21 protein-coding genes are annotated in these 21,862 nt (G+C 69.2%); 7 read left to right on the plus strand and 14 right to left on the minus strand.

The annotated features are described in order from the left end of the window. Positions 1 to 169 precede the first annotated feature (169 nt). Complete coding sequence (locus Pth03_RS38150; RefSeq protein WP_239119693.1) at positions 170 to 3,310, minus strand: AfsR/SARP family transcriptional regulator; 3,141 nt, start codon at positions 3,308 to 3,310, stop codon at positions 170 to 172. 93 nt (positions 3,311 to 3,403) lie between these two features. Further along, on the minus strand, positions 3,404 to 4,966 hold the full coding sequence (locus Pth03_RS38155; protein ID WP_203949381.1) for a pentapeptide repeat-containing protein: 1,563 nt from the start codon (positions 4,964 to 4,966) through the stop codon (positions 3,404 to 3,406). A gap of 273 nt (positions 4,967 to 5,239) precedes the next feature. Here Pth03_RS38155 and Pth03_RS38160 point away from each other — a divergent pair, with 273 nt between their 5' ends. The 5 genes from Pth03_RS38160 (at position 5,240) to Pth03_RS38180 (ending at position 8,368) form a co-directional block, all read left to right on the plus strand. After that, positions 5,240 to 5,398 (plus strand): hypothetical protein, encoded by a 159-nt coding sequence (locus Pth03_RS38160; RefSeq protein WP_203949382.1) that lies wholly within the window; start codon positions 5,240 to 5,242, stop codon positions 5,396 to 5,398. Then, entirely contained in the window at positions 5,388 to 6,290 is a 903-nt protein-coding gene (gene sigJ / locus Pth03_RS38165; RefSeq protein WP_203949383.1) for an RNA polymerase sigma factor SigJ, read from the plus strand. Before Pth03_RS38160 ends, sigJ begins: the two co-directional genes overlap by 11 nt. Before the next feature lie 281 nt (positions 6,291 to 6,571). Continuing rightward, positions 6,572 to 7,012: a hypothetical protein gene (locus Pth03_RS38170; protein WP_203949384.1), complete on the plus strand. Its 441-nt coding sequence runs from the start codon at positions 6,572 to 6,574 to the stop codon at positions 7,010 to 7,012. A gap of 73 nt (positions 7,013 to 7,085) precedes the next feature. After that, positions 7,086 to 7,490: a cupin domain-containing protein gene (locus Pth03_RS38175; RefSeq protein ID WP_203949385.1), complete on the plus strand. Its 405-nt coding sequence runs from the start codon at positions 7,086 to 7,088 to the stop codon at positions 7,488 to 7,490. A gap of 11 nt (positions 7,491 to 7,501) precedes the next feature. Further along, positions 7,502 to 8,368, plus strand: a complete 867-nt coding sequence (locus Pth03_RS38180) for an NAD-dependent epimerase/dehydratase family protein (RefSeq protein ID WP_203949386.1) — start codon at positions 7,502 to 7,504, stop codon at positions 8,366 to 8,368. Here the strand turns inward: Pth03_RS38180 and pdxR are convergent. Continuing rightward, entirely contained in the window at positions 8,361 to 9,806 is a 1,446-nt protein-coding gene (gene pdxR / locus Pth03_RS38185; protein WP_203949387.1) for a MocR-like pyridoxine biosynthesis transcription factor PdxR, read from the minus strand. The two genes, Pth03_RS38180 and pdxR, sit on opposite strands and share 8 nt — an antisense overlap. A gap of 143 nt (positions 9,807 to 9,949) precedes the next feature. On the opposite strand from pdxR, the gene Pth03_RS38190 reads away from it, so the two are divergent. Next, entirely contained in the window at positions 9,950 to 10,270 is a 321-nt protein-coding gene (locus Pth03_RS38190; RefSeq protein ID WP_203949388.1) for a plasmid stabilization protein, read from the plus strand. A gap of 29 nt (positions 10,271 to 10,299) precedes the next feature. On the opposite strand, the gene Pth03_RS38195 is transcribed toward Pth03_RS38190, so the two are convergent. From Pth03_RS38195 to Pth03_RS38225, 9 genes are all read right to left on the minus strand, one after another. Continuing rightward, a complete protein-coding gene (locus tag Pth03_RS38195) occupies positions 10,300 to 10,575 on the minus strand; it encodes a hypothetical protein (protein WP_203949389.1) in 276 nt (91 codons plus the stop codon). A 103-nt stretch (positions 10,576 to 10,678) separates the two neighbouring features. Continuing rightward, positions 10,679 to 11,257, minus strand: coding sequence for a hypothetical protein (locus Pth03_RS38200; protein WP_203949390.1), 579 nt, complete (start codon positions 11,255 to 11,257; stop codon positions 10,679 to 10,681). Continuing rightward, positions 11,254 to 11,388, minus strand: coding sequence for a hypothetical protein (locus Pth03_RS42280; RefSeq protein ID WP_275413280.1), 135 nt, complete (start codon positions 11,386 to 11,388; stop codon positions 11,254 to 11,256). Before Pth03_RS42280 ends, Pth03_RS38200 begins: the two co-directional genes overlap by 4 nt. Then, positions 11,385 to 12,125 carry a 2OG-Fe(II) oxygenase gene (locus tag Pth03_RS38205; protein WP_203949391.1) on the minus strand — a complete coding sequence of 247 codons (741 nt, stop codon included), beginning with the start codon at positions 12,123 to 12,125 and terminating at the stop codon, positions 11,385 to 11,387. Before Pth03_RS38205 ends, Pth03_RS42280 begins: the two co-directional genes overlap by 4 nt. Next, complete coding sequence (locus tag Pth03_RS38210) at positions 12,122 to 12,736, minus strand: methylated-DNA--[protein]-cysteine S-methyltransferase (protein ID WP_203949392.1); 615 nt, start codon at positions 12,734 to 12,736, stop codon at positions 12,122 to 12,124. Before Pth03_RS38210 ends, Pth03_RS38205 begins: the two co-directional genes overlap by 4 nt. Next, on the minus strand, positions 12,733 to 13,224 hold the full coding sequence (locus tag Pth03_RS38215) for an RNA polymerase sigma factor (protein WP_239119694.1): 492 nt from the start codon (positions 13,222 to 13,224) through the stop codon (positions 12,733 to 12,735). Before Pth03_RS38215 ends, Pth03_RS38210 begins: the two co-directional genes overlap by 4 nt. A gap of 52 nt (positions 13,225 to 13,276) precedes the next feature. Continuing rightward, positions 13,277 to 13,789 carry a methylated-DNA--[protein]-cysteine S-methyltransferase gene (locus Pth03_RS38220; RefSeq protein WP_203949394.1) on the minus strand — a complete coding sequence of 171 codons (513 nt, stop codon included), beginning with the start codon at positions 13,787 to 13,789 and terminating at the stop codon, positions 13,277 to 13,279. Between the two features lie 87 nt (positions 13,790 to 13,876). After that, on the minus strand, positions 13,877 to 14,113 hold the full coding sequence (locus tag Pth03_RS42785) for a DUF3885 domain-containing protein (protein ID WP_444544185.1): 237 nt from the start codon (positions 14,111 to 14,113) through the stop codon (positions 13,877 to 13,879). A gap of 146 nt (positions 14,114 to 14,259) precedes the next feature. Continuing rightward, positions 14,260 to 14,778 (minus strand): PadR family transcriptional regulator, encoded by a 519-nt coding sequence (locus Pth03_RS38225; RefSeq protein ID WP_203949395.1) that lies wholly within the window; start codon positions 14,776 to 14,778, stop codon positions 14,260 to 14,262. A gap of 148 nt (positions 14,779 to 14,926) precedes the next feature. Between Pth03_RS38225 and Pth03_RS38230 the strand changes: the two genes are divergently transcribed. Next, entirely contained in the window at positions 14,927 to 16,420 is a 1,494-nt protein-coding gene (locus tag Pth03_RS38230; protein WP_203949396.1) for an aldehyde dehydrogenase family protein, read from the plus strand. A gap of 118 nt (positions 16,421 to 16,538) precedes the next feature. Here Pth03_RS38230 and Pth03_RS38235 read toward each other — a convergent pair whose 3' ends face one another. After that, entirely contained in the window at positions 16,539 to 17,510 is a 972-nt protein-coding gene (locus Pth03_RS38235) for an acyl-CoA desaturase (RefSeq protein WP_203949397.1), read from the minus strand. A gap of 175 nt (positions 17,511 to 17,685) precedes the next feature. Further along, positions 17,686 to 21,768, minus strand: coding sequence for an Ig-like domain-containing protein (locus Pth03_RS38240; protein WP_203949398.1), 4,083 nt, complete (start codon positions 21,766 to 21,768; stop codon positions 17,686 to 17,688). Positions 21,769 to 21,862 lie beyond the last annotated feature (94 nt).

Here is a 21,862-nt window from a genome sequence, read left to right on the forward strand (position 1 = left end):
AAAGGGCGGCGGGAAATAACCGTCACCAACCCGGGCAATCAGTCGCGGCGGATCGGCTCCTGGGCGGTCTGACGCGCGAGGCGGCCTGACTGAGGGCGAGCACGTACGTGCTCGCCCTCAGTGCTGTCCGGCCGACTGTACGGCTACCGCCTGGTGTCGCGCGCGTCGTTCAGCAAGCGAGGGTGATCTCGGCCAGCTCACGCCAATCCCGCTGCCGACCGTCACGGATCGCCTCGGTGAACACGGTTTCGCCGAGGCGATTCCGCGTGTCCGCGGAGATCCTGGCGACGTCCGGCTGCGAACGATCCGGCGTACCGCGTACGCCGTCGCTTGCCGCGAGCAGTCGCGCGGCCTGCTCGTACTGTCCCTGGCGCAGCGCGAGATCCGCGATCCCGATCAACACCTCGGCGATCAACTGTGGATACCCGGGCTTCACAGCCGCGCGGAACGCCTCGGTCCGATACGCGCGGGCCTGGTCGAGGTCCTCGGTGAGGTAGCCGTACAGGTCCATGGCCTTGGCGCGGGCCGTGTCGCCTGGTTCATCGTCGCCCAGCATCGCCAGCAGCGTGGCCAGGTGCTGGTGTGCCTTGTCGGGCTCGCCGCGCCAGCGCGCCAGCTGCGCCTTCGAAAGCTCCAGCTCGGCAAGCGTGCCCGGCCAGGCGATTTCGCCTACGTATCGCTGCGCTTCGGCCATGGCGGACGTGCTGGATCGCTCATCGCCGAGCAGCCAGTACAACTGAGCCTGCCGCGACCGCAGGACGACCACGTCCTCGGTCGCGCCTACCTCGGTCAGCGCCACAACCGCCTCTTCGAAGTGCTCACACGCGCGTGCGAACTCGCCGCGCATGGCGAGCCGATCGGCCACGAAGGTCAGCGCCAACGAGATACCCCACCGGTCACCCAGCGTGCGGAACTTGGCAAGGGCGATCTCGGCGTCGATGTCCACGTCGGTCTCGTCGCCGCCGTGCACGAGCCGCAATCGGCCACGAGTGAGCCTGGCCTGTGCGCGCACCCATGGATCGTCGTCGACGATGAGCGGGTCGAACGCGGACAGGAAGTCCGTCGGCTCCCGCAGCATCCGCTCCAGCGGCGCGACGAACCCCAGCAGCGGGTTGCCATACCCGTGCCGGGTGAATCGGTGCGCCTCGTGGATCCACTCCTGCGCCTGATACTGATCGCGGCCGGGCCCGGAGGTCACGAATATCGTCACGATGGTGTACGCCATCGCCCGCACCTCATCGGGCACCTCACCGTGCAGCGAGGCCGCCGCGATGCTCAACTCGGTGCCCTCGGCCCTGTGCCCACTGAGGTACCAGTACCACCCCGCGGCCGCGACCAGCCGCATCGCCTCCTGGGCCCACCCATCGGCGATCGCCCCGCGCAGGGCCGCACTGATGTTGTCGTGCTCGGCCTCGAGCGTGGACAGCCACTCCAGCTGCTCCGCCCGGCGCAGGTGCGGATCGGCCGTCTCGGCCAGCTCGATGAAGCAGGCAAGGTGCGCCCGGCGCGCCGGCTCGGTTTCCCCGGCTTCGGCGAGCCGCTGCGCCGCGTACTCCCTGATGGTGTCGAGCATGCGGTAGCGCGGCGTGCCCTCGCCGTCGGCGAGTAGCAGTGACTTCTCGATCAGCGCGGTCAGCACGTCGAGCACCTGCTCGCCGGCGAAGGCCTCGTCCGCGCACACCCGTTCGGCCGCTTCCAGGCTCGCCCCGCCGGAGAACACCGAGAGCCGCCGCAGCACGGTGCGTTCGGCCTCGGTCAACAGGTCCCAGCTCCAGTCCACGACCGCGCGCAGCGTCTTGTGCCGGGGAAGCGCCGTACGGCTGCCGCTGGTCAACAGACGGAATCGGTCATCGAGCCGACGTGCGAGCTGATCGACAGACATGGTGCGCAGCCGTGCCGCGGCCAGTTCGATGGCCAGCGGCATCCCGTCGAGCGCACGGCAGATCCGCGCCATGGCCGACAAGGTGTGCGCGTCGGACCCGATGTCCTTGCGCACCAGATCCGCACGGTCCCGCAGCAGCCGCACCGCGGGCGAGGACCCGACCTCGGCGGGGTCCGCTCCCGTCGCGGGCAGCGCGAGTGGCTCGAGCTGCCACAGCACCTCCCCGGTGATACCGAGCGGTTCCCTGCTCGTGGCCACAATCCGCAGCCTGCGGCACTCTCCCAAGAGCCGATCCGCGAAAGCCGCGGCCGCTTCGATCACGTGCTCGCAGTTGTCCAGAATCAGCAAGATCCCGCGCTCCCGGACCGCGGCGATGAGCTGATCCATCGGTTCCCCGCCCCGCGCACCGCCGAGCAATGCCTGGTCACGCAGGCCGATCGCGGTAAGGGCGGCCTGCGCCAGATCGCCGCCTGCCCGCACCGAGGCCAATTCGACCAGCCACGCGCCATCCGGCAGCTCGGCGAGCATCGTCCGCGCGGTCTCCGTGGCCAGCCTCGTCTTGCCGGAGCCACCCGCTCCTGTCAAGGTGACCAGGCGGTGCTTGACGGCCAGACCGGCGACCGCGGAGATGTCATCGTCCTTGCCGACGAAACTCGTCAGCTCGGCGCGCAGGTTCGTCCTGCGGCTGTCCGCCCGCTCGCCCAGCTCGCCCCGCAGCAACGCGGTGTGCAACGCGGAAAGCTCGGCCGACGGATCGGCGCCCAACTCCTCAGCGAGCCGTTCGCGTGTCCGCTGGTACAGGGTCAACGCCTCAGTCCCACGCCCCGCCTCGGCGAGCGCTCGCATCAAGGCCGCCACGAACCCCTCCCGCAGCGGATACGTGGCGACCAGCTCGGTCAGCTCGGAGACCATCTCCGAGCCACGGCCGAGGCGAATGTCCGCATCCACCCGATCCCCGAGCGCGGCGACGTATAGTTCGTCCAGACGCGCGGCCGCGGCGTCGAACGCATCGCTGTCCTGCAGTGCGATGTCCGCCATGGCCGTACCGCGCCACAACGCCAAGGCCGAGCGCAGCAGGTCCGCCCGCGCCGCAGGCTCGGCGGCACGGGCCTGACCGACCAGGTGCTCGAACCGGCTCACGTCCACGGCATCAGGAGCCACGGCCAGCCGGTACCCGCCGGAATCCGCCTCGATCACACCGTCCGGCAACACCCTGCGCAGCCTGGACACCAACGCCTGCAAGGCGTTCACTTCGTCCGCGGGCGGCTGTTCCCCCCAAATCCAGTCCACCAGCCTCGCACGCGTGACGATCCGGCCAGGTTCGAGGGCGAGTACGGCCAGCAGTGCGCGCAGCCGAATCCCCGGAACCTCCACCACGGCCCCATCACGGTTCCGGACCTCGAACGGTCCGAGCAATCCGACTCGCACATCAGTAATCTTGCCGGATCGTGGCGATGACCGACTACGCCGCCGCCCCTGCCGTGGGTCCGGGCGGCCGTCCCGGATATCGGGATGGCCGGCTCATTTGTGCAGTGCTCTTGGATCCGGGGAGACGACCGGCTTCGAGCGCACAACAGCGATGCGGGGGTCGTGACCGCCCCAATGCCTCGTCGGGCGCATGCCGGCCGCCCAGGACAGCGTGCCCGCCGCCAGCGCCGCCACCAGCGTGAGCCAGCCGAGCGCCCGTCCGACGCGCAGGCCGTATCCGCAGGCCAGCCAGTACAGCGACAACAGCACCTTGGCCCGCGCACGCGGGCTGCTCAGCCGCCGCATCTCCATCGCGCCGAACGCGAAGTCGGCTGAGGTCTTCGCGTCGCCCACGCCTGGCCGCAGCCGCTCGTACAGGGCTCCGAGCCAGCCGGCGTCGGGCGACCGCGCGCTCCGCCGGCCGCCATGGCGCTCATCCGCCTCGCCCGTCGCGGAGGGGGGCGCCGCAGCGGCCCCCGTAGAACGTTCTGGATCGCTTGGAGGCCAGCCCCGCCAAAGGTGCTCGTCGGCGAGGACGACGCGGCGTGTCCACCACCGGACGGGCGGCCAGCCGAGCCGCCAGCTCACACCGGCCGGGGTCGTGGCGAACAGGCAGTCCGACAGGCGCAGCCCCTCGGGCCGGCGGAGCCCGCCGAGGCCGCATGTACGAAGATCAGCGCCGTTGAGCGTGAGCGCGTCGGCGTCGAGGTCGTCGAGTGACGTCACGCGCACCCGTCCCGACCTCCGGGTGACGGCCGACGGCCCTTTGAGCGTCGCGTGCCCGAGGTCGATTTCCGCGGCTGACAGGCGCGCGGTGAACGGCCCGGTGACGACCGCGGAGCGCAGGTTCACCCGGCAACCGCCGGTGTCAAGGTGAAGTGACCCGTAGGCGCGGACATCGGAGAGTGAGAGGCGCCGCCCGACCAGCATCGGACCGAGGTAGGCCGGACCGTGGAACCGCAGGCCGTCGAACACGGCGCTTCTCCCGACGACCGAGGCGCGAAAGGAGACGGCCTGGCGGAAACGGGCGCCACGGAAGCCGACATCCCCGGCGAACGCCGTACCGTCGAACGCGGAGAACCCATGGAAGTCCGCCCCGCGGAACGAGGTGTCCTCGTTGAACCGGGCCTCGCCGAAAAGGGCGTCGCCACCGACGCGAATGCGGTCGAAGCGTCCATGACCGTGTACCTGGGCGCCGTGCAGGGAGAGCTCGCGGTGAAACCGGGCTTCGCCGAAGGACACGTTTCCGGTGAAACTTGTGCCGAAGAACGAGGCGAGGTGATCGAACCGGGCGTGGTCGAAGGTCGCGTCGCTCGTGAAGACGACCTCGCGGAAGCGTGCCGGGCCGGTGAAGACGGCGTGGTCGAACCGCGCTCTGCCCAGGCGGCGCTCGACGCGCTCCAGCATGTGCGTGAGGAGGTCCTCCTCCAGGGTGGTGCCGCGCAGATCGATGCCTTGGCCGGGGACCAACCCCCGCAGGACGCGTTCCACCTCCACCGCGGGCAGGTGTGCGAGGCACCGGCCGTACGGCTCCCAGGCGGCACCCAGGCATTCGGGCGAGACGCCGCACGTTCTCCAGGCGACGTCGAGCAGAGCGAGCTTCAGCCGGGATGTCATGGCAACGTGGTTACCCAAGGTCGCGTATCAAGGTGCTAAATGATGATCGAAATGTAACACACGGTGTTCGGCTAATCACTATCTGGTGAGTTATGGAACTGTTCGCCCGGAGAGGCAGAAATAACCCCGTGACAGATGCTTGGTCGGGCCTACGGGCGCCTCCGCCCGATATGACGAGGCGGCCTCGCGTTATGTGAACGATCAGCCAGGCTTCACGTCTGCGCAGGCTGCGTCGTCAAGGGGGGTATGACAGAACCTCTACGGAGACAGAAGATGGTCGTCTTGGGCGGCAGGTACGGCGCGGTGGTCAACGAGCTGAACGACCGCCGGTACGCCCGGGCGATCCTGGGCAGGGGCCGCCGCGCCGGCAGGTACGGGTGGAGCCGGCCCCAGACCGCCGCGTGCCGGGAGGAGGGCCGCCATGCCGCGTGAGAACGACTCGTTGCGCTCGATCTTCGCCGAGCGGGCCACGCTGATGAACGTCGCGTTCCGCATGCTCGGCTCCATCCACGACGCCGAGGACACCGTGCAGGAGGCCTACACCCGCTGGTACGCCCTGACCGAGGATGATCGGCGCGCGATCGCGTCGCCGACCGCGTGGCTGGTGCGGGTGACCAGCCGGATCTGCCTGGACCACCTGGGCTCGGCACCGGTCCGGCGGGAGCGCTACACCGGGGAGTGGCTGCCTGAGCCGCTGCCCGACAACGGCGTGTGGACCAGCAGCGCCACGACCCCGGACGCCGATCCGGCCGACCGGGTGACCCTGGATGAGTCGATCAGCATGAGCATGCTGGTGCTGCTGGAATCGGTGACCCCGGCCGAGCGCGTCGCGTTCATCCTGCACGACGTTTTCAAGATGCCGTTCGCGGAGATCGCCACCGTCGTCGGGCGCACCCCGGTCACCTGCCGGCAGCTCGCCGCCCTGGCGCGCCGGCACATCCAGTCCAACCGCCACCAGGCCATCGCCCCCGACCAGCACCGGAACGTGGTCGCCGCGTTCAAGGACGCCTGCGAGACGGGCGACTTCGACACGCTGATCGAGCTGCTGGACCCGCGGGTCACCGTGATCTCAGACGGTGGAGGCAAGGTCCGCGCGGCGCGGCGGCCGATCCAGGGCGCCGAGAAGGCGGCCCGGTACTTCCTCGGCCTGCTCCGCAAGGACTGCGGCCAGGAGGTGACCGAGGCCGAGATCAACGGCCGTCCCGGGCTGGTCGCCCGGCTCGACGGCCGGGTGGTCGCGGTGATCGCCACCGAGGTGCACGGCGGCCGGCTGACCGACATCTGGATGGTGCTCAACCCCGACAAGTTGCGCGCCTGGCGGTGAGACCGGCGACGGAGGTACTCCCAGTTCGCGGCGGACGGCGGTGAACTGGGCTCGCCCGCTTGGCGCTGTTTCTCCACCTTCGTCTTAAGTTCCCGATACCCAACAGGTGGCTCGCACGGTGTGTCGGCTCCAGAAAATTGCCATCGCGGCCCCAGCCCCTCGACTCCGGCAATACGTACGCGGGGGAGGGATGAGATGCGGGTGGTCCATCACCGGCGAGGCCGTGGGGGAGGGGCGACGGTGGCGAAGCACATCGTGGCGACGTTGAGGACGTGATCATCATGACAGCACGCGCCTGGCTCCGGACCGGCCTGATCATCCTGGCCGTCTACCACTTCGTCCTCGGCGTGTGGTCGCTGTTTCTGCCACGCTCGTTCTACGACAACTTCCCGGCACCCGGCCATGCCTGGGTCGCCCTGCTGCCGCCGTACAACGAGCACCTGCTGCGCGACTTCGGCGCCCTGAACCTGGCCCTCACGGTCCTCCTCGGCACGGCCGCAGCCGTCGCCGAGCGTCACCTGATCTTCACGGCACTGGCCGCCGCCATCGTCGTCGAAGTCCCGCACATGATTTACCACACCCTCCACCTGGAGGACTTCCCGCCGGCCGACGCGGTCATCCAGACGATCGCACTCACCGTGATCATGGTGATACCTGTCGCTCTGCTGATCCCCGCCCGGCGCCTCCCGCGGCCACTTGATGACGCCCGCCGGCTCGGCTGAGACAAAGTGGTACATCTGATGGGCCCGGAAGTGGACTAGTTCACTGGTCCGCTTCCCGGCTAGCGTCGACATTATGGACATGGACTTCAAAGGCAATTCCGTACTGTCCCTGCTGTACCACGGGACGCCGCCCAAGCTTCCCGATCCCGCCCATGCGATGATCGCGCTCATCGATTTGCCGCCCGGCGACCCCGGCTCCCCGCCGCACCGGCACTCGGGCCCGGTGTACGGCTACATGCTCGAAGGGGAGATGATCTTCGAGCTGGAGGGCGAGCCGGAGCGGGTGATCCGCGCGGGTGAGGCGTTCTGGGAGCCCGGAGGCGACGTCATCCACTACCAGGCGGCCAACAACCTGTCCCACTCCTGGAGCCGGTTCGTCGTGGTCATGTTCTGCGTGCCCGGTGTGCCGATGCTCACCTACGTCGACGAGGAGGAGCTCGCGGCCCGCCGTGACCGCCGTGCTCCCCGGCCGAACTGATGGCGGCCGGCATGCGGATCTTCCTCGCGGGAGCAACAGGAGTCATCGGCCGGCGCATGGTGCCGCTGCTGGTCGCCGAGGGGCACCAGGTCACCGCCCTCACCAGGAAGCCCGACAGGACCGCCGCGCTGCGCGCGCTGGGCGCGGAGCCGGTGGTGGCCGACGCCTACGACCGGACGGGCATCGCAGCCGCGGTCGCGAAGGCCGCGCCCGACGTCGTGCTGCACCAGCTCACCGACCTGGCCACCGGCGACTTCGCGGCGAACGCGGCACTGCGCAGGCAGGGCACCCGCAACCTGGTCGACGCGGCGCTCGCCGCCGGAGTACGCCGGATGGTGGCCCAGAGCATCGCGTGGCTCTACGAGGCGGGGGACGAGCCGGCCGACGAGACGACGCCGCTCGATCTCACCGCAACGGAAGCGCGGGGAAGGTCGGTGGGGAGCGTCGCGGCGCTGGAGGCGGCCGTCCACGAGATGCCCGAGTGGGTCGTGCTGCGCTACGGGCGGTTGTACGGCCCCGGGACGTGGTACGCGCCCGACGGCCTGGCCGCGGACATGGCCCGGGCGGGGAAACTGGCCGCCGACGACGAGGTGTTCTCCTTCGTGCACGCTGACGACGCCGTCGCCGCGGCGGTGCGCTCGCTCACCTGGCCCGCCGGCGGCGCGGTCAACGTGTGCGACGACGAGCCGGCGCCGGGCCGGGAGTGGGTGCCCGCCTTCTGCGCGGCCGTGGGCGCACCGCCTCCGCCCCCCGCGGACGCCGGCCGGCAGGGGTGGGCGCGCGGTGCGGACAACCACTACGCGCGCAAGCACCTCGGCTGGGTGCCGAGGTATCCGTCGTGGCGGGACGGCTTCGCGGCGTTCGCCACCTCTACCTGATAGCCCCGGGCGGCCTGCCCACCAGCGAGACCAGCACGTCGAGCGCCCCGCGCCAGGCGTGCTGCGGCGGCGTGGCGTAGCCGATGACCAGGGCGGCGGGCCGCTCCTCGGCCATCGGGTGCCAGTAGCGCGCGGTGTGCAGGCCGTGCAGGAGCAGTCCCGCGCGCTCCGCCGTGGCGACCAGTTCACGTTCGGCGGCAGCCGAGGCGACCGGCAGCAGCGCGTGCAACCCGGCTGCGACGCCCGTGAGCAGCGTGTCGGTGACCACCGCCAGCCGTTCCGCCAGCTCGTGGCGGCGCTGCCGGTAACCCAGCCGGGCCCGCCGTACGTGCCGGTCGTAGTCGCCGCGGGAGAGCAGGTCGGCGAGCACGAGCTGGTCGATCACGGAGGGCACCGAGCCGGTCTCCCGCACGGTCTGCAGCAGCGGATCACGCAGCGTGGCGGGCACCACCAGCCAGCCGAGCCGCGCCCCCGGCGCCAGGGTCTTGCTGGTGCTGCCCGCGTAGATCACCCGGTCGGGCGCCAGCGCCTGCATCGCGCCGACCGGTTGCTGGTCGTAGCGGAACTCGCCGTCGTAGTCGTCTTCGATCACGTAGGCGTCGGTCCGCCGGGCCCAGTCGATGAACGCCGAGCGCCTCCCGGGCGCCAGGACGACGCCCCACGGGTGCTGGTGGGCCGGAGTGAGCAGCGCGAACGCCGTGCCGTCCAGGAGACCCGACGGATCGGCGCCGTCCGCGTCCACCGCCAGCGGCACGGGGGCGAGCCCAGCCGAGGCCAGCAGCTGCCGGTGCAGCACGAACCCCGGGTTCTCGGTCGCCGCGCTCCGGGCGCCGAGACGGCGGAAGGTGCGCCCGAGCAGCGCGAGCGCCTGGGTGAACCCCGCGGTGATCACCGTCGATCCGGCGCTCGCCCACACTCCGCGGGTCCGCGAGACGTAGTCGGCCACCGCCGAGCGCAGCGCGGGCATGCCCGCCGGGTCGGGGTAGCCCATCTGCTCGGACTCCATCGCCGACATCACCCGGCGGACGCTCGAAACCCACTCCGCGCGCGGAAACGTGCTGACGTCGGGCCGGCCGGGACGCAGGTCGCCCAGGGGTGCGGCGCGAGGCTCCAAAGAACCGTGGCCGGCATCCTCGCCGGTGTGGGACTCCGGCAGCACGTCGGCCACCCAGGTGCCGGATCCGCGCGTGCCCGTCAGCCACCCCTCGGCGATGAGCTGCGTGTATGCCTGGACGACCGTGCCCCTGGACAGGCCGAGGTCGGCGGCGAGCCCGCGGGTGCCGGGCAGTCGGGTGCCCGCGGTCAGCCGACCCGACCGCACCGCCTCGCGCAGGGCGACCTCCAGCGACCGCCCCACTCCACCGGCGCCGGGCAGATCGAGATGCAGGTCGAGCCCCGACCCGAAGTCAATCCGGCCGTCGTCCGGCGAGCCCTGCATCGACCGACCCCCCGTAGCGTCGCCCCCGTTCCGCATCTCATGTCATATCAGGCTTTCAGCATCGGGCTGCCGCGTGGAATGGGTGTGAGCTCGAATGTGACGGGTAGTCGCGCAGAAGACGCCACTTCAGTGAGGTGAGGACCATGCCACGTGGGTCCAGTCCCAAGCGGGAACGGCAGTACGAGCACATCAAGGACAGCGCCAAGAAGCGCGGGGAGAGCGACAAGCGGGCCAAGGAGATCGCCGCCAGGACCGTGAACAAGGAACGGGCTCGCGCGGGTGAGTCGCGTACCGCGAGCCGCACCTCCATCAAGGACATCTCCTCGTCTCGCCGCGGCGGGCTGCGCTCGCACAGCGGGGCCGGCGGCCGCACCAAGGAGCAGCTCTACGCCGAGGCCAAGCGCCGCAACATCAAGGGCCGCTCTGCGATGACCAAGGCGCAACTGGAGAAGGCCCTCGGCTGAGGATCCGAGTCGCGAAAGGGACGCTCTCCTTAGTCGGTGAAGCCTTCGACGAACCATTGGCCGCCCTGGGCGATCAGCTCGACCACGGCGGAGCGCTGCGGGCCGGTCGCCAGCACCGTGTAATGCCGGACCCGGAGCTCATCGATGGGCTTGCCAGGGTTGTCATCCGCCCACCAGGGCAAGAGCGCCTCCCACCGCTGCCCGACCACCTCGGAAACCAGGTAGAGGCGATGCCAGGCCCTGAACCGAGAGGGCTGGCCTACCTGGTCGAGATCTACCTCGGCGGGCACTTTGTAACGCGCCATTAGAGCATCCTCGAACGGACAGCCCATTGATCGCCATAGGCTGAGGGCTCATTTGACCTGCGATTTCTCGCCAGGAGCGTGGTAGTAACACGGCTGCGTCACTTCACTCCCTCGCGGCCCATTGCGGCGTCGGCGGATGCCCAGGCGGGCCGGGTGGCGGCGTCACCAAGGTCGACGTCTCCGGGACGGGTGCGAAGACGAGCTCGCCACAGCTGATGGTCCACATGCCTCCGTCGCAGGTCGCGCCGGCCATGCCCGAGAGGTCCGCCGCCCCGACGAGGCCGATCGCGTCGGCGGTGCCGACGGCGGCCGCGGCGATCGTGCGGGACGGCTGCCACGGGGTCGACGACAGCAGCCGGCGGGTCATCCGGGCCCAGCCGATCACGGGCCCCAGCATGACCCACAGGTCGGGCTCCGAAGCGGTGAAGCGGAGCGCCTGCCTCATCCAGGATGCCGCGCTCTCCGGCCACGTGATCGTGTCGAGGACCACGCCGCCGGCCTCCTCCCACCTTTGCGTGAACCGGGTCGCGGCCAGGATCACGTCCGGCGTGCGGCCGTGGCCAAGGATGATCGTGAGGGCGCCACGGTCACCGCACATCCCCGTCATGCGCTCGAGTTCCGCATCCGTGGGGCCGACGTCGACCGGATTGTGGCGTGGTGACAGCGGCGAACTGATGGTCATGGCCACTCCTTCTGCCGGGCGTCTTTCCACGCCTGGTAGCGGTCTCCGCAGCAAGCGGCGCAGGGCCGGAACCCCTGGTACGGCCCGCCGTCCGCGCCCAGCAGCGTGTAGGTCTTGGTGGCGGTGGTCATGCCGCGTCGTGGAAGACCAGGCCAAGGGTGTGCCGTTGCCCGGAGCGGATCGCGGAGACCCCGTGCCGTACGGGCGCGGCGGACCAGCCGCGGGCGGATTCGACGGGCCGGTCTCGGGTGGTGAACAGGTACCCGTGTCCGTGCGGCAGAAGGGTGGCGGTGCCGCGTGACTGGGCGCGGGGCCGCTGCTCCACGAGCAGGAACTCCCCGCCGGTGTGATCGACGCCGGGCTCGTTGAGGTTGATGACGACCTGCAGCGGAAACACGAGGTCCCCGTACAGATCGCGATGCAGGGCGTTCCAGTCCTTCTCCACGTAGCGCAGCAAGATCGCCGAGGACTTGGTCTGTCCGGCGTTGTGGCACATCTGGAGCCATTCATCGAGCGTGTCGGGCCACGGGGCAGGCCGGCCGAGCTTGGCCCACCAGTCGCGGGCGATCGGCAGCAGCCGCGGGTACAGACCCTGCTTGAGCCGTTCGATCGCCTCCGGGTAGGGGGCCTTGAAGTAGCGGTACTCGCCCTCGCCGAAGCGGTGGCGGCCCATGTTGACGGTGCTGCGGAAGTACTCGTCGCGCTCGTAGAGAGACCGGATCTGCGCGGCCTCCTCCGGGGTCAGCAGTTGCGGCAGCAGGGCGCCGCCGTACGCGTTGACCTCACCGGTGATCGCGTCCCAGTCGCCGGAGTCGACGCGCTCCTTCCACGGGTCGGCCGTGGCTGGCTTCTTCGGGGTCGTGATCATGTTGCCTCCAGGTTCAGCAGGGCGGTCTTGGCGGCAAGGCCGCCGACGTAGCCGCCAGGCGTCCCGTCCGTGCGCACCACGCGGTGGCAGGGCACGACGACCGGGAGCGGGTTGGTGGCGCAGGCGGTGCCGACGGCGCGGACGGCCTTGGGGTTGCCGACGAGCTCGGCGACCTGCCGGTAGCTGCGGGTCTGCCCGTAGCCGATCTCGGGAAGATGCCGCTGCACCAACTGCCGGAACCCCTTGGACAGGGACAGGTCCAGTTGCAGGTCGAAGACCCGGCGGCGCTTGGCGAAGTATTCGTCGAGCTCACGTGCCGCCCTGTCGAGTCGTTTCGGGGCCCGCAGGATGCGTGGGCTGATCTTGTGTCCGAGGGTGTCGAGCACCAGGTCGTGGTCCTCGCTGTCGTATGCCACGCGGAGGAGACCTTTGGGGGTGGCGGCGAGGAGCAGCGTGCCGACCGGAGAGTCGATGGTGGTGTACGCGACGTCGAGCAGGTCGTCGTTCTCGGCCACCTGCTCCAGCTTGCGGTGCAGTCGCGCCAGGGTTTCGGCGTTCACCGGCGCCGAGAGCAGGGCGGCGACGTCGGCGTTCTCACCGAGGTCACTCATGATGGCGCTCCTTTCACACTCGCGCCCGGATAGTTCTTCCGTAGGGATTTCATTCCGTCCGCTGCGGCCCTGCGTGCCGCCTCGACGGTTCCGCCGAGGATCTCTGCGATCTCGGCGTAGGGCAGCCCGGCCACGTAGTGGTACGCGACGGCTTGCCGTTGTTTGTCGGGCAGCGCTCTCACGGTTTCCCACAGATCGGGATCGTCCGATCCGGGCAATCCCAACGTCGTGGGCGCCTCGGGCAGTTCGTCAACCGGCAGCGGCTGACGCTTTGCCGTTCTGAGCACGTCGACGGCTTTGCGATGTGCGATCGTCACCAGCCACGCCTCGACGTTCGCCGTCTCCGGCAGTTCCGGGTAGGCACGCATCGCCGCGATGAAGGTCTCCGACCACGCGTCGTCGGCGTCGCTGACACCGAGCACCGCACGGCACACGCGCAGCACCGTGCCGGCGTGTTCCTCGACAACCTTCTCGAACGGCCGTTTCATGCTCATCCCGTAGAAGACGATTTCCGTGCGGTGGACGTGAGCCGGCGTCTGGTCAAAACAGCCTCTCCGCCGATGCGGTGGCGGGCTCCTCGAGCTCAAGCAGAACCCGCTTGCGCGTGAGACCGCCGGCATAGCCGGTCAGTGAGCCATTGCTTCCCACAACCCGATGGCACGGAACAAAAATGCACAACGGGTTCGCGCCGACGGCCTGCCCGACCTTCTGCGCGAGGCTCCTGTCGCCGAGCTGCTCGGCGATCGCCCCGTAGGTCGTCGTCTGCCCTGCAGGGATCCGGGCGACGACATCCCACACGGCGTGGTTGAAGTCGTCGCCCGCGGCCCTCAACGGCAGGTCAAAGCCTTCGCGACGTCCATCGAGGTACTCAAGCAACTGTTGTACGGCGTCGCGAAGCAATGGGTCCTCGGACACCGGCATCGCGACGCCGAACGCCGCGTCGTCGGGACGGCGGATGTGATGCTGGAAGTACAGGCCCGTGATCGCCTCGCCGTCCGCGACGATCGTGATGGGGCCCAAGACGGTGTCGGTGACGGTGTGCCGGAGTCTCATCGCTGGAATCCTTTCCTCTCACCTTGGAGACGACGGCCATGGCGGATACGTGAGATCCGAGATCCGGCTGAGCCTGGACCCTGCGTCTCAGAGTTCAGATGAGTGCCTGGACAGCCAGGCACGGTGCCGCTCCTTGAGAGCGTCGCGTTCGGCCCGCGTGGACAGGATGACGTCGGCGCCGCCGTCGTAGGGGTGGTAAGGCCAGCGGAGGTCCGGGGGGCCAAGGATTACTCCGCTGATTTCGTCGTCTGCGACCGCTCGCAGCAGGGTGTCGACGATTCCGCGGCGCCATGGCCGTGTCTCGGCGTACAGCTGATTAGTGATCGCTAAGCCAGTGGGCGAACGGGGGACAGTCGGGCCATTGCCGGTCCCAGAGCCGGCTCAGCGCCGGCAGCGGCGACTCACTCACGGCTGCTCCGGAGAGCGGACCGGTGGATCGTCGGGGGAGAGCTACGTGGGCTGCGCATGCTCTACGGATTCACGCTCTGCAGGAATCGCATGGTCGCCTGGGCGGTCTCGTACCGCCAGGAGGCCAGCGTGCGGTCGAAGCCGGTGGCCTCCTCCAGGCGGCGTTCGAGGCCGGCGACGACGGGGGCGAGGTGGTCACGCTGGGCATCGAGCAGCGGCCGGGGACTCACCCCGGCCCGATCAAGGAGAGCGAGCTTGACCAGCAGTTCCGAGCGGATGTCGCGGATGTGTTTCACCGGCTGAAGCAGCCAGGCGTTGACGGCGGCGAGGCCTGCGGGGGTCGCGGCGATGAGGTTGCGGTCAGGCCCGCCGTCGCCGGGCGCCGTGCCCGCCGGGTGGATCAGGCCGAGCTCGGACAACCGGCCGGCGGCGCGGTACACCAGCGGCTTGGAAACCTGCCAGATCGCTCCCACGGGACCGGAGGCCGCGGTGAGCCTGGCGATCGCGAACCCATGTGTGGGGCCTTCCGCGACGAGCGCGAGTACCAGCCATTCGGTGAACGACAGCGCGGGCGGCTCCACACATTCAAGAGTAGAGGCCTCTTGTGTTCTCACACCGTCAGTAGTCTCATTGTGACTACTGGCTCGCCCGGCTCATCCCCCAGTCCGGCTACCGCCGGCACATGGTGCGGCCGGAGAGCACCCTCCGAATTGAAGGGAGCCGACATCGATGACGGTCACCCTGGAAAAGAGCGTCGAGGACTTCGTCGCCACTCCGCGTCAGCTCTTCATCGACGGGCAATGGGTGGACGCGGCCTCCGGCAAGACGTTCGCCACCCCGAATCCGGCCACCGGTGAGACGTTGGCGTACGTCGCCGAGGCCGACGCCGAGGACGTGAACCGCGCGGTGCGCGCGGCCCGCAGGGCGTTCTCCGGGCCGTGGTCCCGCATGACCGCCTCCCAGCGCGGACGGATCATCTGGAAGATCGGTGATCTGATCCTCGAGCACGCGGAGGAACTCGCCCAGCTCGAGTCGCTGGACAACGGCAAGCCCCTGGCCGTGGCACGGGCAGCCGACATCCCGCTGGCCGCGGACCTGTTCCACTACATGGCAGGCTGGGCCACCAAGATCGAGGGCAACACGATCTCCCTGAACGTCCCGTACATGCCGGGTGCGGCCTTCCACGCCTACACCCTGCGCGAGCCGGTCGGTGTGGTCGGCCAGATCATTCCCTGGAACTTCCCCCTGCTCATGGCCGCGTGGAAGCTGGGACCCGCCCTGGCGACGGGGAACGTCGTGGTCCTCAAGCCCGCGGAGCAGACCCCGCTGTCGGCGCTGCGCCTCGCCGAGCTGATCGCCGAAGCCGGGGTGCCCGACGGCGTGGTCAACGTCCTTCCCGGGTACGGCGAGACCGCCGGCGCGGCACTGGCCGCCCACGACGACGTCGACAAGGTCGCCTTCACCGGGTCCACCGAGGTCGGCAAGCTGATCGTGCACGCCGCGGCCGGGAACCTGAAGAAGGTCACGCTCGAGCTCGGCGGCAAGAGCCCCAACGTCGTCTTCGACGACGCCGACCCCGAGATCGCCATCGCGGGTGCCGCGAACGCGATCTTCTTCAACCACGGCCAGTGCTGCGTGGCCGGATCCCGGCTGTTCGTCCAGGAGAGCCGATTCGACGAGGTCGTCGAAGGCGTTTCGGAGATCGCCCGCGGCATCAAGCTCGGCTCCGGGCTCGAGGCCGACACGCAGATGGGCCCCCTGGTCTCCGACGAGCAGCTGCGCCGGGTGACCGGCTACCTGGAGTCGGGACGCGATGAGGGCGCCCAGATGCGGGCCGGCGGAAACCGGTACGGCGACCGCGGCTACTTCGTGGAACCCACTGTCATCATCGGTGCCCACCCAGACGCGAAGATCGTCCGAGAGGAGATCTTCGGTCCGGTCGTGGTCGCCTCGCCGTTCTCCGACCTGGACGAGATCGCCGCCCAGGCCAACGCCAGCAGCTACGGGCTCGGCGCCGGCATCTGGACCCGTGACATCGCCAAGGCGCACACGCTGGCCGGGAAGATCCGCGCGGGCACCGTCTGGATCAATTGCTACAACGTCTTCGATGCGGCGCTGCCGTTCGGCGGCTACAAGCAGTCCGGCTGGGGCCGCGAGATGGGCCACGAGGCTCTGGAGGCATACACCGAGGTCAAGGCGGTCTGCGCGCAGATCGGCGGGTGACCGGAGGACTCCCGAGGGCGCTGTGAGACCGGATATCCCGCACCGTCACCGGGACCGGGTGGGGCGGCCAGGCATCTGCCGGCCCGCCCCACCCTTCTCGTTTGTCAGCCGCCCGAGATCATGCACCTGGCGTTTGCTCGACGCGCGCGAGGCGGGCGAGCCGGGTCGGCGTCGGCCACCGTACGTCGTGGACGAGACCGAGTTTCTCGAAGACCCAGATGAGCCGGGCCGAGATGTCGATCTGGCCGGGCCGTACACCGTGCCGGGCGCACGTCGGGTCGGCGTGGTGCAGGTTGTGCCAGGACTCGCCCATGCTCAGGATCGCCAGCGGCCAGAAGTTCGCCGACTTGTCCCGCGTGGTGAACGGCCGGTCGCCGATCATGTGGCAGATCGAGTTGACCGACCAGGTGACGTGGTGGAGCAACGCGATCCTGACCAGACCGGCCCAGAAGAAGGCGGTCACCGCCCCCCACAACGACCAGGTGAGCAGGCCGCCGAGCAAGGCCGGAAGGATCATCGTGACGGCGGTCAACGGACCGAACAGCCGGTGGACCAGGCGGATGTCCCGGTCGGCCAGCAGGTCGGGGATGAACCGCTGCTGGTTGGTCAGGTCACGGTCGAGCACCCAGCCCAGGTGGGCGTGCCAGAAGCCACGCGCCACCGCTGCCGGAGAGGTCCCGAACAGCCATGGCGAGTGCGGGTCGCCTTCCTTGTCGGAGAAGGCGTGGTGGCGGCGGTGGTCGGCGACCCAGTGCAGGATCGGGCCCTGCACCGCCATGCTGCCGACCACCGCCAGCGCGATCCGCAAGCCCCGGCGGGACTTGAACGCGCCATGGGTGAAGTAGCGGTGGAAGCCGACCGTGACGCCAAGGCACGTCACCGTGTAGAAGAACGCGGCGAGGATGACGTCGACCCAGCCGAGTCCCCACCCCCAGGCGAAGGGGACAGCCGCCAGCACCGCGAGCAGCGGCACCGCGACGAAGACGTAGACCCCCACGTGTGCCGGGAGTCGACGCTTGCCGTCGACGATCGGTTTCGGACCGGGCGGGGTCCTCTCGGCCGACATCGGCTGGGCAACAAGATCGGCCATGAAGTCACCTTTGCTCCGCAGCGTTTAAGCAGACCATAGCCCGCCGGAGCGTACGGTGCTCCGCCGCCCGGCGAACCGCAGTGGGTCAGCACATGAACGCACCGCACTGCCAGTGCACGACAGCGGAAGGGCCCCCTTGCGGTGGGCCCTTCCGGTCAGTGCGTGAAGTGACGGATCACCTCTTCTTGATGAGCGTCACGTTGACGGACCGGCTCGCACTTTGACCGGTCGCGTTCTCGAATGTGATCGTGAGATCGACGGGGAGTTTGCCAATCTTGATCAAGGTTGGGCGGTACGCGGGTGCGACCGTCACGGTCAACGTGAAGGTGCTCCCGTTGCGCACCTGACGCGTGACCGTGTTCACCTTGTCGCCGGTCAAGGTGACCGTACCGGCCGTGTTCACGGTGGCGGTGATCGTCGCCGTGCCCGCGTCGGCGTCGGTCGCCACCTTGTCGATCTTTACGGCCGGCGGCGGGGTCACGGGGGCCACCGTGTAGGTCACCGGACTGGAGCGCGTGACGTTTCCGGATGAGTCGACGACCAGCGCCTGGAAGGTGACGTGCTTGCCCGCGTCCTTCGGACCCGGTGTCCAGCTGAGCTGATATGGCGCCGTAGTGGTGCTGCCGACCTTGGTGCCGTTGACCATCAGGGTCGCCGACTGGACGGCGAAGTCGTCGGTGCCCCGGATCAGCGGATGCACCGTCGATCCGACATGGAACTCAGATCCACGCCCCGGGTCGGCCACTTCGGCCGTCGGTGCGGAGTCGGCGATGAGACCTACTCCGGTCGGCACGCCCCGCGGCGGCGACGAGCGCGGACCGGTGACGGTGACCGTGGCCGCGCCCGTGCTGTCGGGACCGGAGATCGCCTTGAGCCCTGTACGCGGCGGGTGGCCCGTGCCGAGGTAGCTGCCCGACACGGCGAACGGGGCGCCCTCTCGGACAGCGGTGTTGTCAGCGTTGGCGTTGTACACCGCGAACCCGTTCCCGGTGATGATGTCGCCCGAAGCAGTGAGCGCTCCGGCCGTGTCGGTACCGGCGTCGGTCAGCAGGATGCCGTACGACTGCGACGGGGCGGGCGTGTAGTAGTTCCCGGTGACCCGGCTGTCCTTCACGAAGCCGGTCACACCGCTGGTGTACTTGACGCCGACCTGCGGGTACAGGCTGTTCGGCTTGCCCTTGACGACCGTGCCGGTCACGTAGCCGTGGTACCGGATGCCGGTCCTGACGGTGTTGTCCGGGCTGCCGTCCTTACCTCGGGCGCCGTCGAACAGGATTCCACCCGACTGGTAACCGGTGATCACGCTGTTCGTGACGGTGAGCTCGCTCTCGACCGTGCCGGAGCTCGCACCCTGGATCACGCCGGTCTTGACGACGCCCCAGCCGTGCGGGTGCTCGGCCAGTTCCTGCGCGTCGGTAGCGACCTTCATCGGGCCGACGACGCTGTTCGCGACGCGTCCAGCGGCGCCGAAGTAGGCGATGCCCGCCTCGGCCCAGACCTTCCCCGAGGTCACGGTCACGCCCGAGATGTCCACGAACATCTCGTTGGTGTCGGTCGAGCCGAGAGACTGCCTGGATACCGTGATCACGTTGCCGCCGCCGTCACGCAGGTACGGCTGATCGCCCGCCAAGGTCGCGAGCGACTGGTCCGGCTCGATGATCACCTTGTCCGCTCCCGCACCCTTGATCTTCAAGGGCTTGTTGATGGTCAGGCCGTTCCTCGCGCCTGCCTGGACGGGGCTGGACGTGCTGCTCACCGGAGTCGACGACTCCTGGTAGACACCCGCGCACACCACGATCGTGTCCCACGGCGCCGCATAGTCGACGGCCGTCTGGATCGAGGTGAACTGGGCGTTCGGGCACTGCTTCCTGTCATCGTCGACGGTCCAGGTCGTGTTCCCCTTCGGGTTCGCGACCACGTCGTTGAGCTTGACGTTGCCCGGAGTGTTGTCGTAGGCGGCGAGGTAGGTCGCGGGGTCCGGACCGCCGAGGGCGGACCGGCCGTAACCGGCGCCGTTGGCCTTGTCGCCGTCCGACAGGATCTTCGACCCCGCCTCGCTCTCCTGGAAGCGCACATCGGCCATCTCGATCGAGCCGGACTTCGGCATGTCACCCGCACCGAAGCGGAACTCGAGCTTCGATAAGGAGCCGACGTCCACGCCCTGTGCCGCGAACTCGCCGAGCGGGACGCGGATCTGGTCGAGGACGATGTGCGTGTTCGGCGTGTTCGTACCGGTCGACATGTGCAGAGCGTTGCCCCAGCGCGGGTCCCCGGCGTCGACGGTGCCCTCGTGACCGGCCGTGTCGCTCAGCGCGATCACGAAGTGCTGGGTCGTCGAGGCCGGGTCGTACGACGTCGGCAACTCGTTCGGCCACACCGGGTTCGCCGGGGTGCCGTTCACCGTCGTGTCCCTGGTGTTGTCGCCGCGGTTGTCGGCGCCCGGGTTGCGGGTGTCGAAGAAGTTGACGGCGGCGTCCAGAGCCAGAGCCTTGAGGCCACGCATGTCCTTCGACGCGGCCGGGATCTGGGCGGTGAGCGAGGCAGCCGAGTTCTGGTCCCATGCGAGAGTGAGCTGGCGACCGTAGGAGTGGTTGATCGGACCGTTCTCGCGGATGCCGTTCTGCCCGCCGAGTGCGCTCGCCGCAGGCAGCGGGCAGGGCTTGGCCGCGGCCGGCAGCCCGCTCTTGCCGAGCTGCGACGGCGCGAAGTCCTGGGGCTCCGGGTTGCACCAGTCGTAACCGCCCGCGGTCGTTGCCGGCTTCGGCGCGACACCGGCAGCCTGCGCGTACGGGTCCGCGAAACCGCTACCGCTCAGGGAGCCGCCGAGGGCGTTGAGCGTGAGCGGGTTCGCCACCTCGGGACGTATCACATCGACCCGCTCCTGCGGCGCGGCGAAGTAGGTCGTGTTGACCCGCTCGCTGCAGGGGATGGCCACGCCGGACGGGCTGGTGGGACAGGCGGTCGGCGGGACCTGCAGCCCCGTGGAGGTGTTCGAGAGCTCGCCGGTCATGTACGGCTGAAACGCGCCCTCGCCGCCCACGTAGCGGCGGAGGAAGGCGGCCATCGTCGCCAGCCCGAGCTTCTCCTGGTCGCCCATGCGTGCCGCGTCACCCGAGATCTTGGTGTTCACGGCGGGGTTGAGCGGATCGGAGTTGTCGATCGCGTAGTTCAGCTTCGGGTCGGTGTAGCTCGCCGCACCACTGAGCCGCAGGTTGTGCGGGTGGACGTTGTTGGTCGCGAACGGCGCCGAGTTGCCGCACGCCGCGTCGTTGTTGCCCTGGCCGTCCGCACCGCCGTCGGCATACCAGACGCTGTTGTACCAGTTGTGGATCGCACCCAGCTGCTCCACCTGGATCCGCGGGAAGGGGTCGCCGGGGTTGACGTACTGGCTGCGCTCGAACAGCCGGGCGCCCTGCAGGTTGGAGACGTCGCCGTCACACATCGGCAGGATCGCCATGTACGGCATGCCGTACAGAGCCTTGCGTTCGTAGTCCACTGGCGCCAGTGATATGACACCGCGGATCGGATAACGCGGGCCGTCGGTGCGGATGCGGTTGTAGTCGAGGAAGTTCGCGACCGCGTCGCCACCCCGCGAGTGACCCATCAAGCCGATGCGGGTCAGGTCGAGGTGACCGGAGAGCGTTGTGCCGATGGTCGTGTGCGTGTCAACAGGTAAGCCTTTGGCCCGGTTCGCCGTGCTGATCGCGTCGAGGGCGGCGGCGATGAGCATGCGCCGGTTGTGCATGCCCTTGCCCTTGTTGTTGTCCTGCCGCATCATCAGCTGGTCCTGCGAGATGGAGAACGTCGTGTATCCCCAGGTGGCGAGGTTCTCCGCGAGGTACGCGTAACCGTTCTCGTTGTGCTTGAACTGCGCACAGGTGAGGTTCGCACTGTCTTGCCCGGAGTCGCACGAGCCGTGGTTGCCGTGCACCAGGATGATCAGCGGGGAGGGCTTGGTACGCCGGGACCAGTCCGGCATGTAGAGCTGACCGCGAATCTCGACCTGCTCCGGCGCCTGCGCCGTCCCCGCCGTTGGGGCGGCTCCGTCGGAGTTCGGCTCCTCGATGGCCGCCAGGCCGAACTTGGCCTCTTCGATGACCTGATGCCCGAACGGTCCGCGGGCCGTCGGGTCGGGCAGGTCCGCCGAATCCGTCGTTCGCGTCGCCGCTGCGGTCGGCGCCGCCGTCGTAGCAGCCGTGGCCGGAGCCGCCGTCGCCAGTGAGGTCAGCGCTACCGGGACCGCCAGTATGGCGATCACCCGGAGAAGCGCCCGAGCGCTCCTCCGTGTTCGTACTTTCACAACGCTCTCCCGAAAAAGGAGTTGAGGGGTATTGCAATCGGGACGCTAGTGA

Origin of the sequence: Planotetraspora thailandica, from assembly GCF_016863335.1 — a bacterium.
Classification (GTDB): domain Bacteria; phylum Actinomycetota; class Actinomycetes; order Streptosporangiales; family Streptosporangiaceae; genus Planotetraspora; species Planotetraspora thailandica.

What these genes read in the sequence shown, in the direction of transcription:
- Pth03_RS38190 (WP_203949388.1), top strand. Translation starts at nt 9,950, where the DNA reads ATGCCACGTGGGTCCAGTCCCAAGCGGGAACGGCAGTACGAGCACATC.
- sigJ (WP_203949383.1), top strand. Translation starts at nt 5,388, where the DNA reads ATGCCGCGTGAGAACGACTCGTTGCGCTCGATCTTCGCCGAGCGGGCC.
- Pth03_RS38215 (WP_239119694.1), bottom strand. Translation starts at nt 13,224, where the DNA reads ATGAAACGGCCGTTCGAGAAGGTTGTCGAGGAACACGCCGGCACGGTG.
- Pth03_RS38195 (WP_203949389.1), bottom strand. Translation starts at nt 10,575, where the DNA reads ATGGCGCGTTACAAAGTGCCCGCCGAGGTAGATCTCGACCAGGTAGGC.
- pdxR (WP_203949387.1), bottom strand. Translation starts at nt 9,806, where the DNA reads ATGCAGGGCTCGCCGGACGACGGCCGGATTGACTTCGGGTCGGGGCTC.
- Pth03_RS38220 (WP_203949394.1), bottom strand. Translation starts at nt 13,789, where the DNA reads ATGAGACTCCGGCACACCGTCACCGACACCGTCTTGGGCCCCATCACG.
- Pth03_RS38205 (WP_203949391.1), bottom strand. Translation starts at nt 12,125, where the DNA reads ATGATCACGACCCCGAAGAAGCCAGCCACGGCCGACCCGTGGAAGGAG.
- Pth03_RS38200 (WP_203949390.1), bottom strand. Translation starts at nt 11,257, where the DNA reads ATGACCATCAGTTCGCCGCTGTCACCACGCCACAATCCGGTCGACGTC.
- Pth03_RS38230 (WP_203949396.1), top strand. Translation starts at nt 14,927, where the DNA reads ATGACGGTCACCCTGGAAAAGAGCGTCGAGGACTTCGTCGCCACTCCG.
- Pth03_RS38175 (WP_203949385.1), top strand. Translation starts at nt 7,086, where the DNA reads ATGGACATGGACTTCAAAGGCAATTCCGTACTGTCCCTGCTGTACCAC.
- Pth03_RS42280 (WP_275413280.1), bottom strand. Translation starts at nt 11,388, where the DNA reads ATGACCACCGCCACCAAGACCTACACGCTGCTGGGCGCGGACGGCGGG.
- Pth03_RS38235 (WP_203949397.1), bottom strand. Translation starts at nt 17,510, where the DNA reads ATGGCCGATCTTGTTGCCCAGCCGATGTCGGCCGAGAGGACCCCGCCC.
- Pth03_RS38155 (WP_203949381.1), bottom strand. Translation starts at nt 4,966, where the DNA reads ATGACATCCCGGCTGAAGCTCGCTCTGCTCGACGTCGCCTGGAGAACG.
- Pth03_RS38160 (WP_203949382.1), top strand. Translation starts at nt 5,240, where the DNA reads ATGGTCGTCTTGGGCGGCAGGTACGGCGCGGTGGTCAACGAGCTGAAC.
- Pth03_RS38180 (WP_203949386.1), top strand. Translation starts at nt 7,502, where the DNA reads ATGCGGATCTTCCTCGCGGGAGCAACAGGAGTCATCGGCCGGCGCATG.
- Pth03_RS38210 (WP_203949392.1), bottom strand. Translation starts at nt 12,736, where the DNA reads ATGAGTGACCTCGGTGAGAACGCCGACGTCGCCGCCCTGCTCTCGGCG.
- Pth03_RS38170 (WP_203949384.1), top strand. Translation starts at nt 6,572, where the DNA reads ATGACAGCACGCGCCTGGCTCCGGACCGGCCTGATCATCCTGGCCGTC.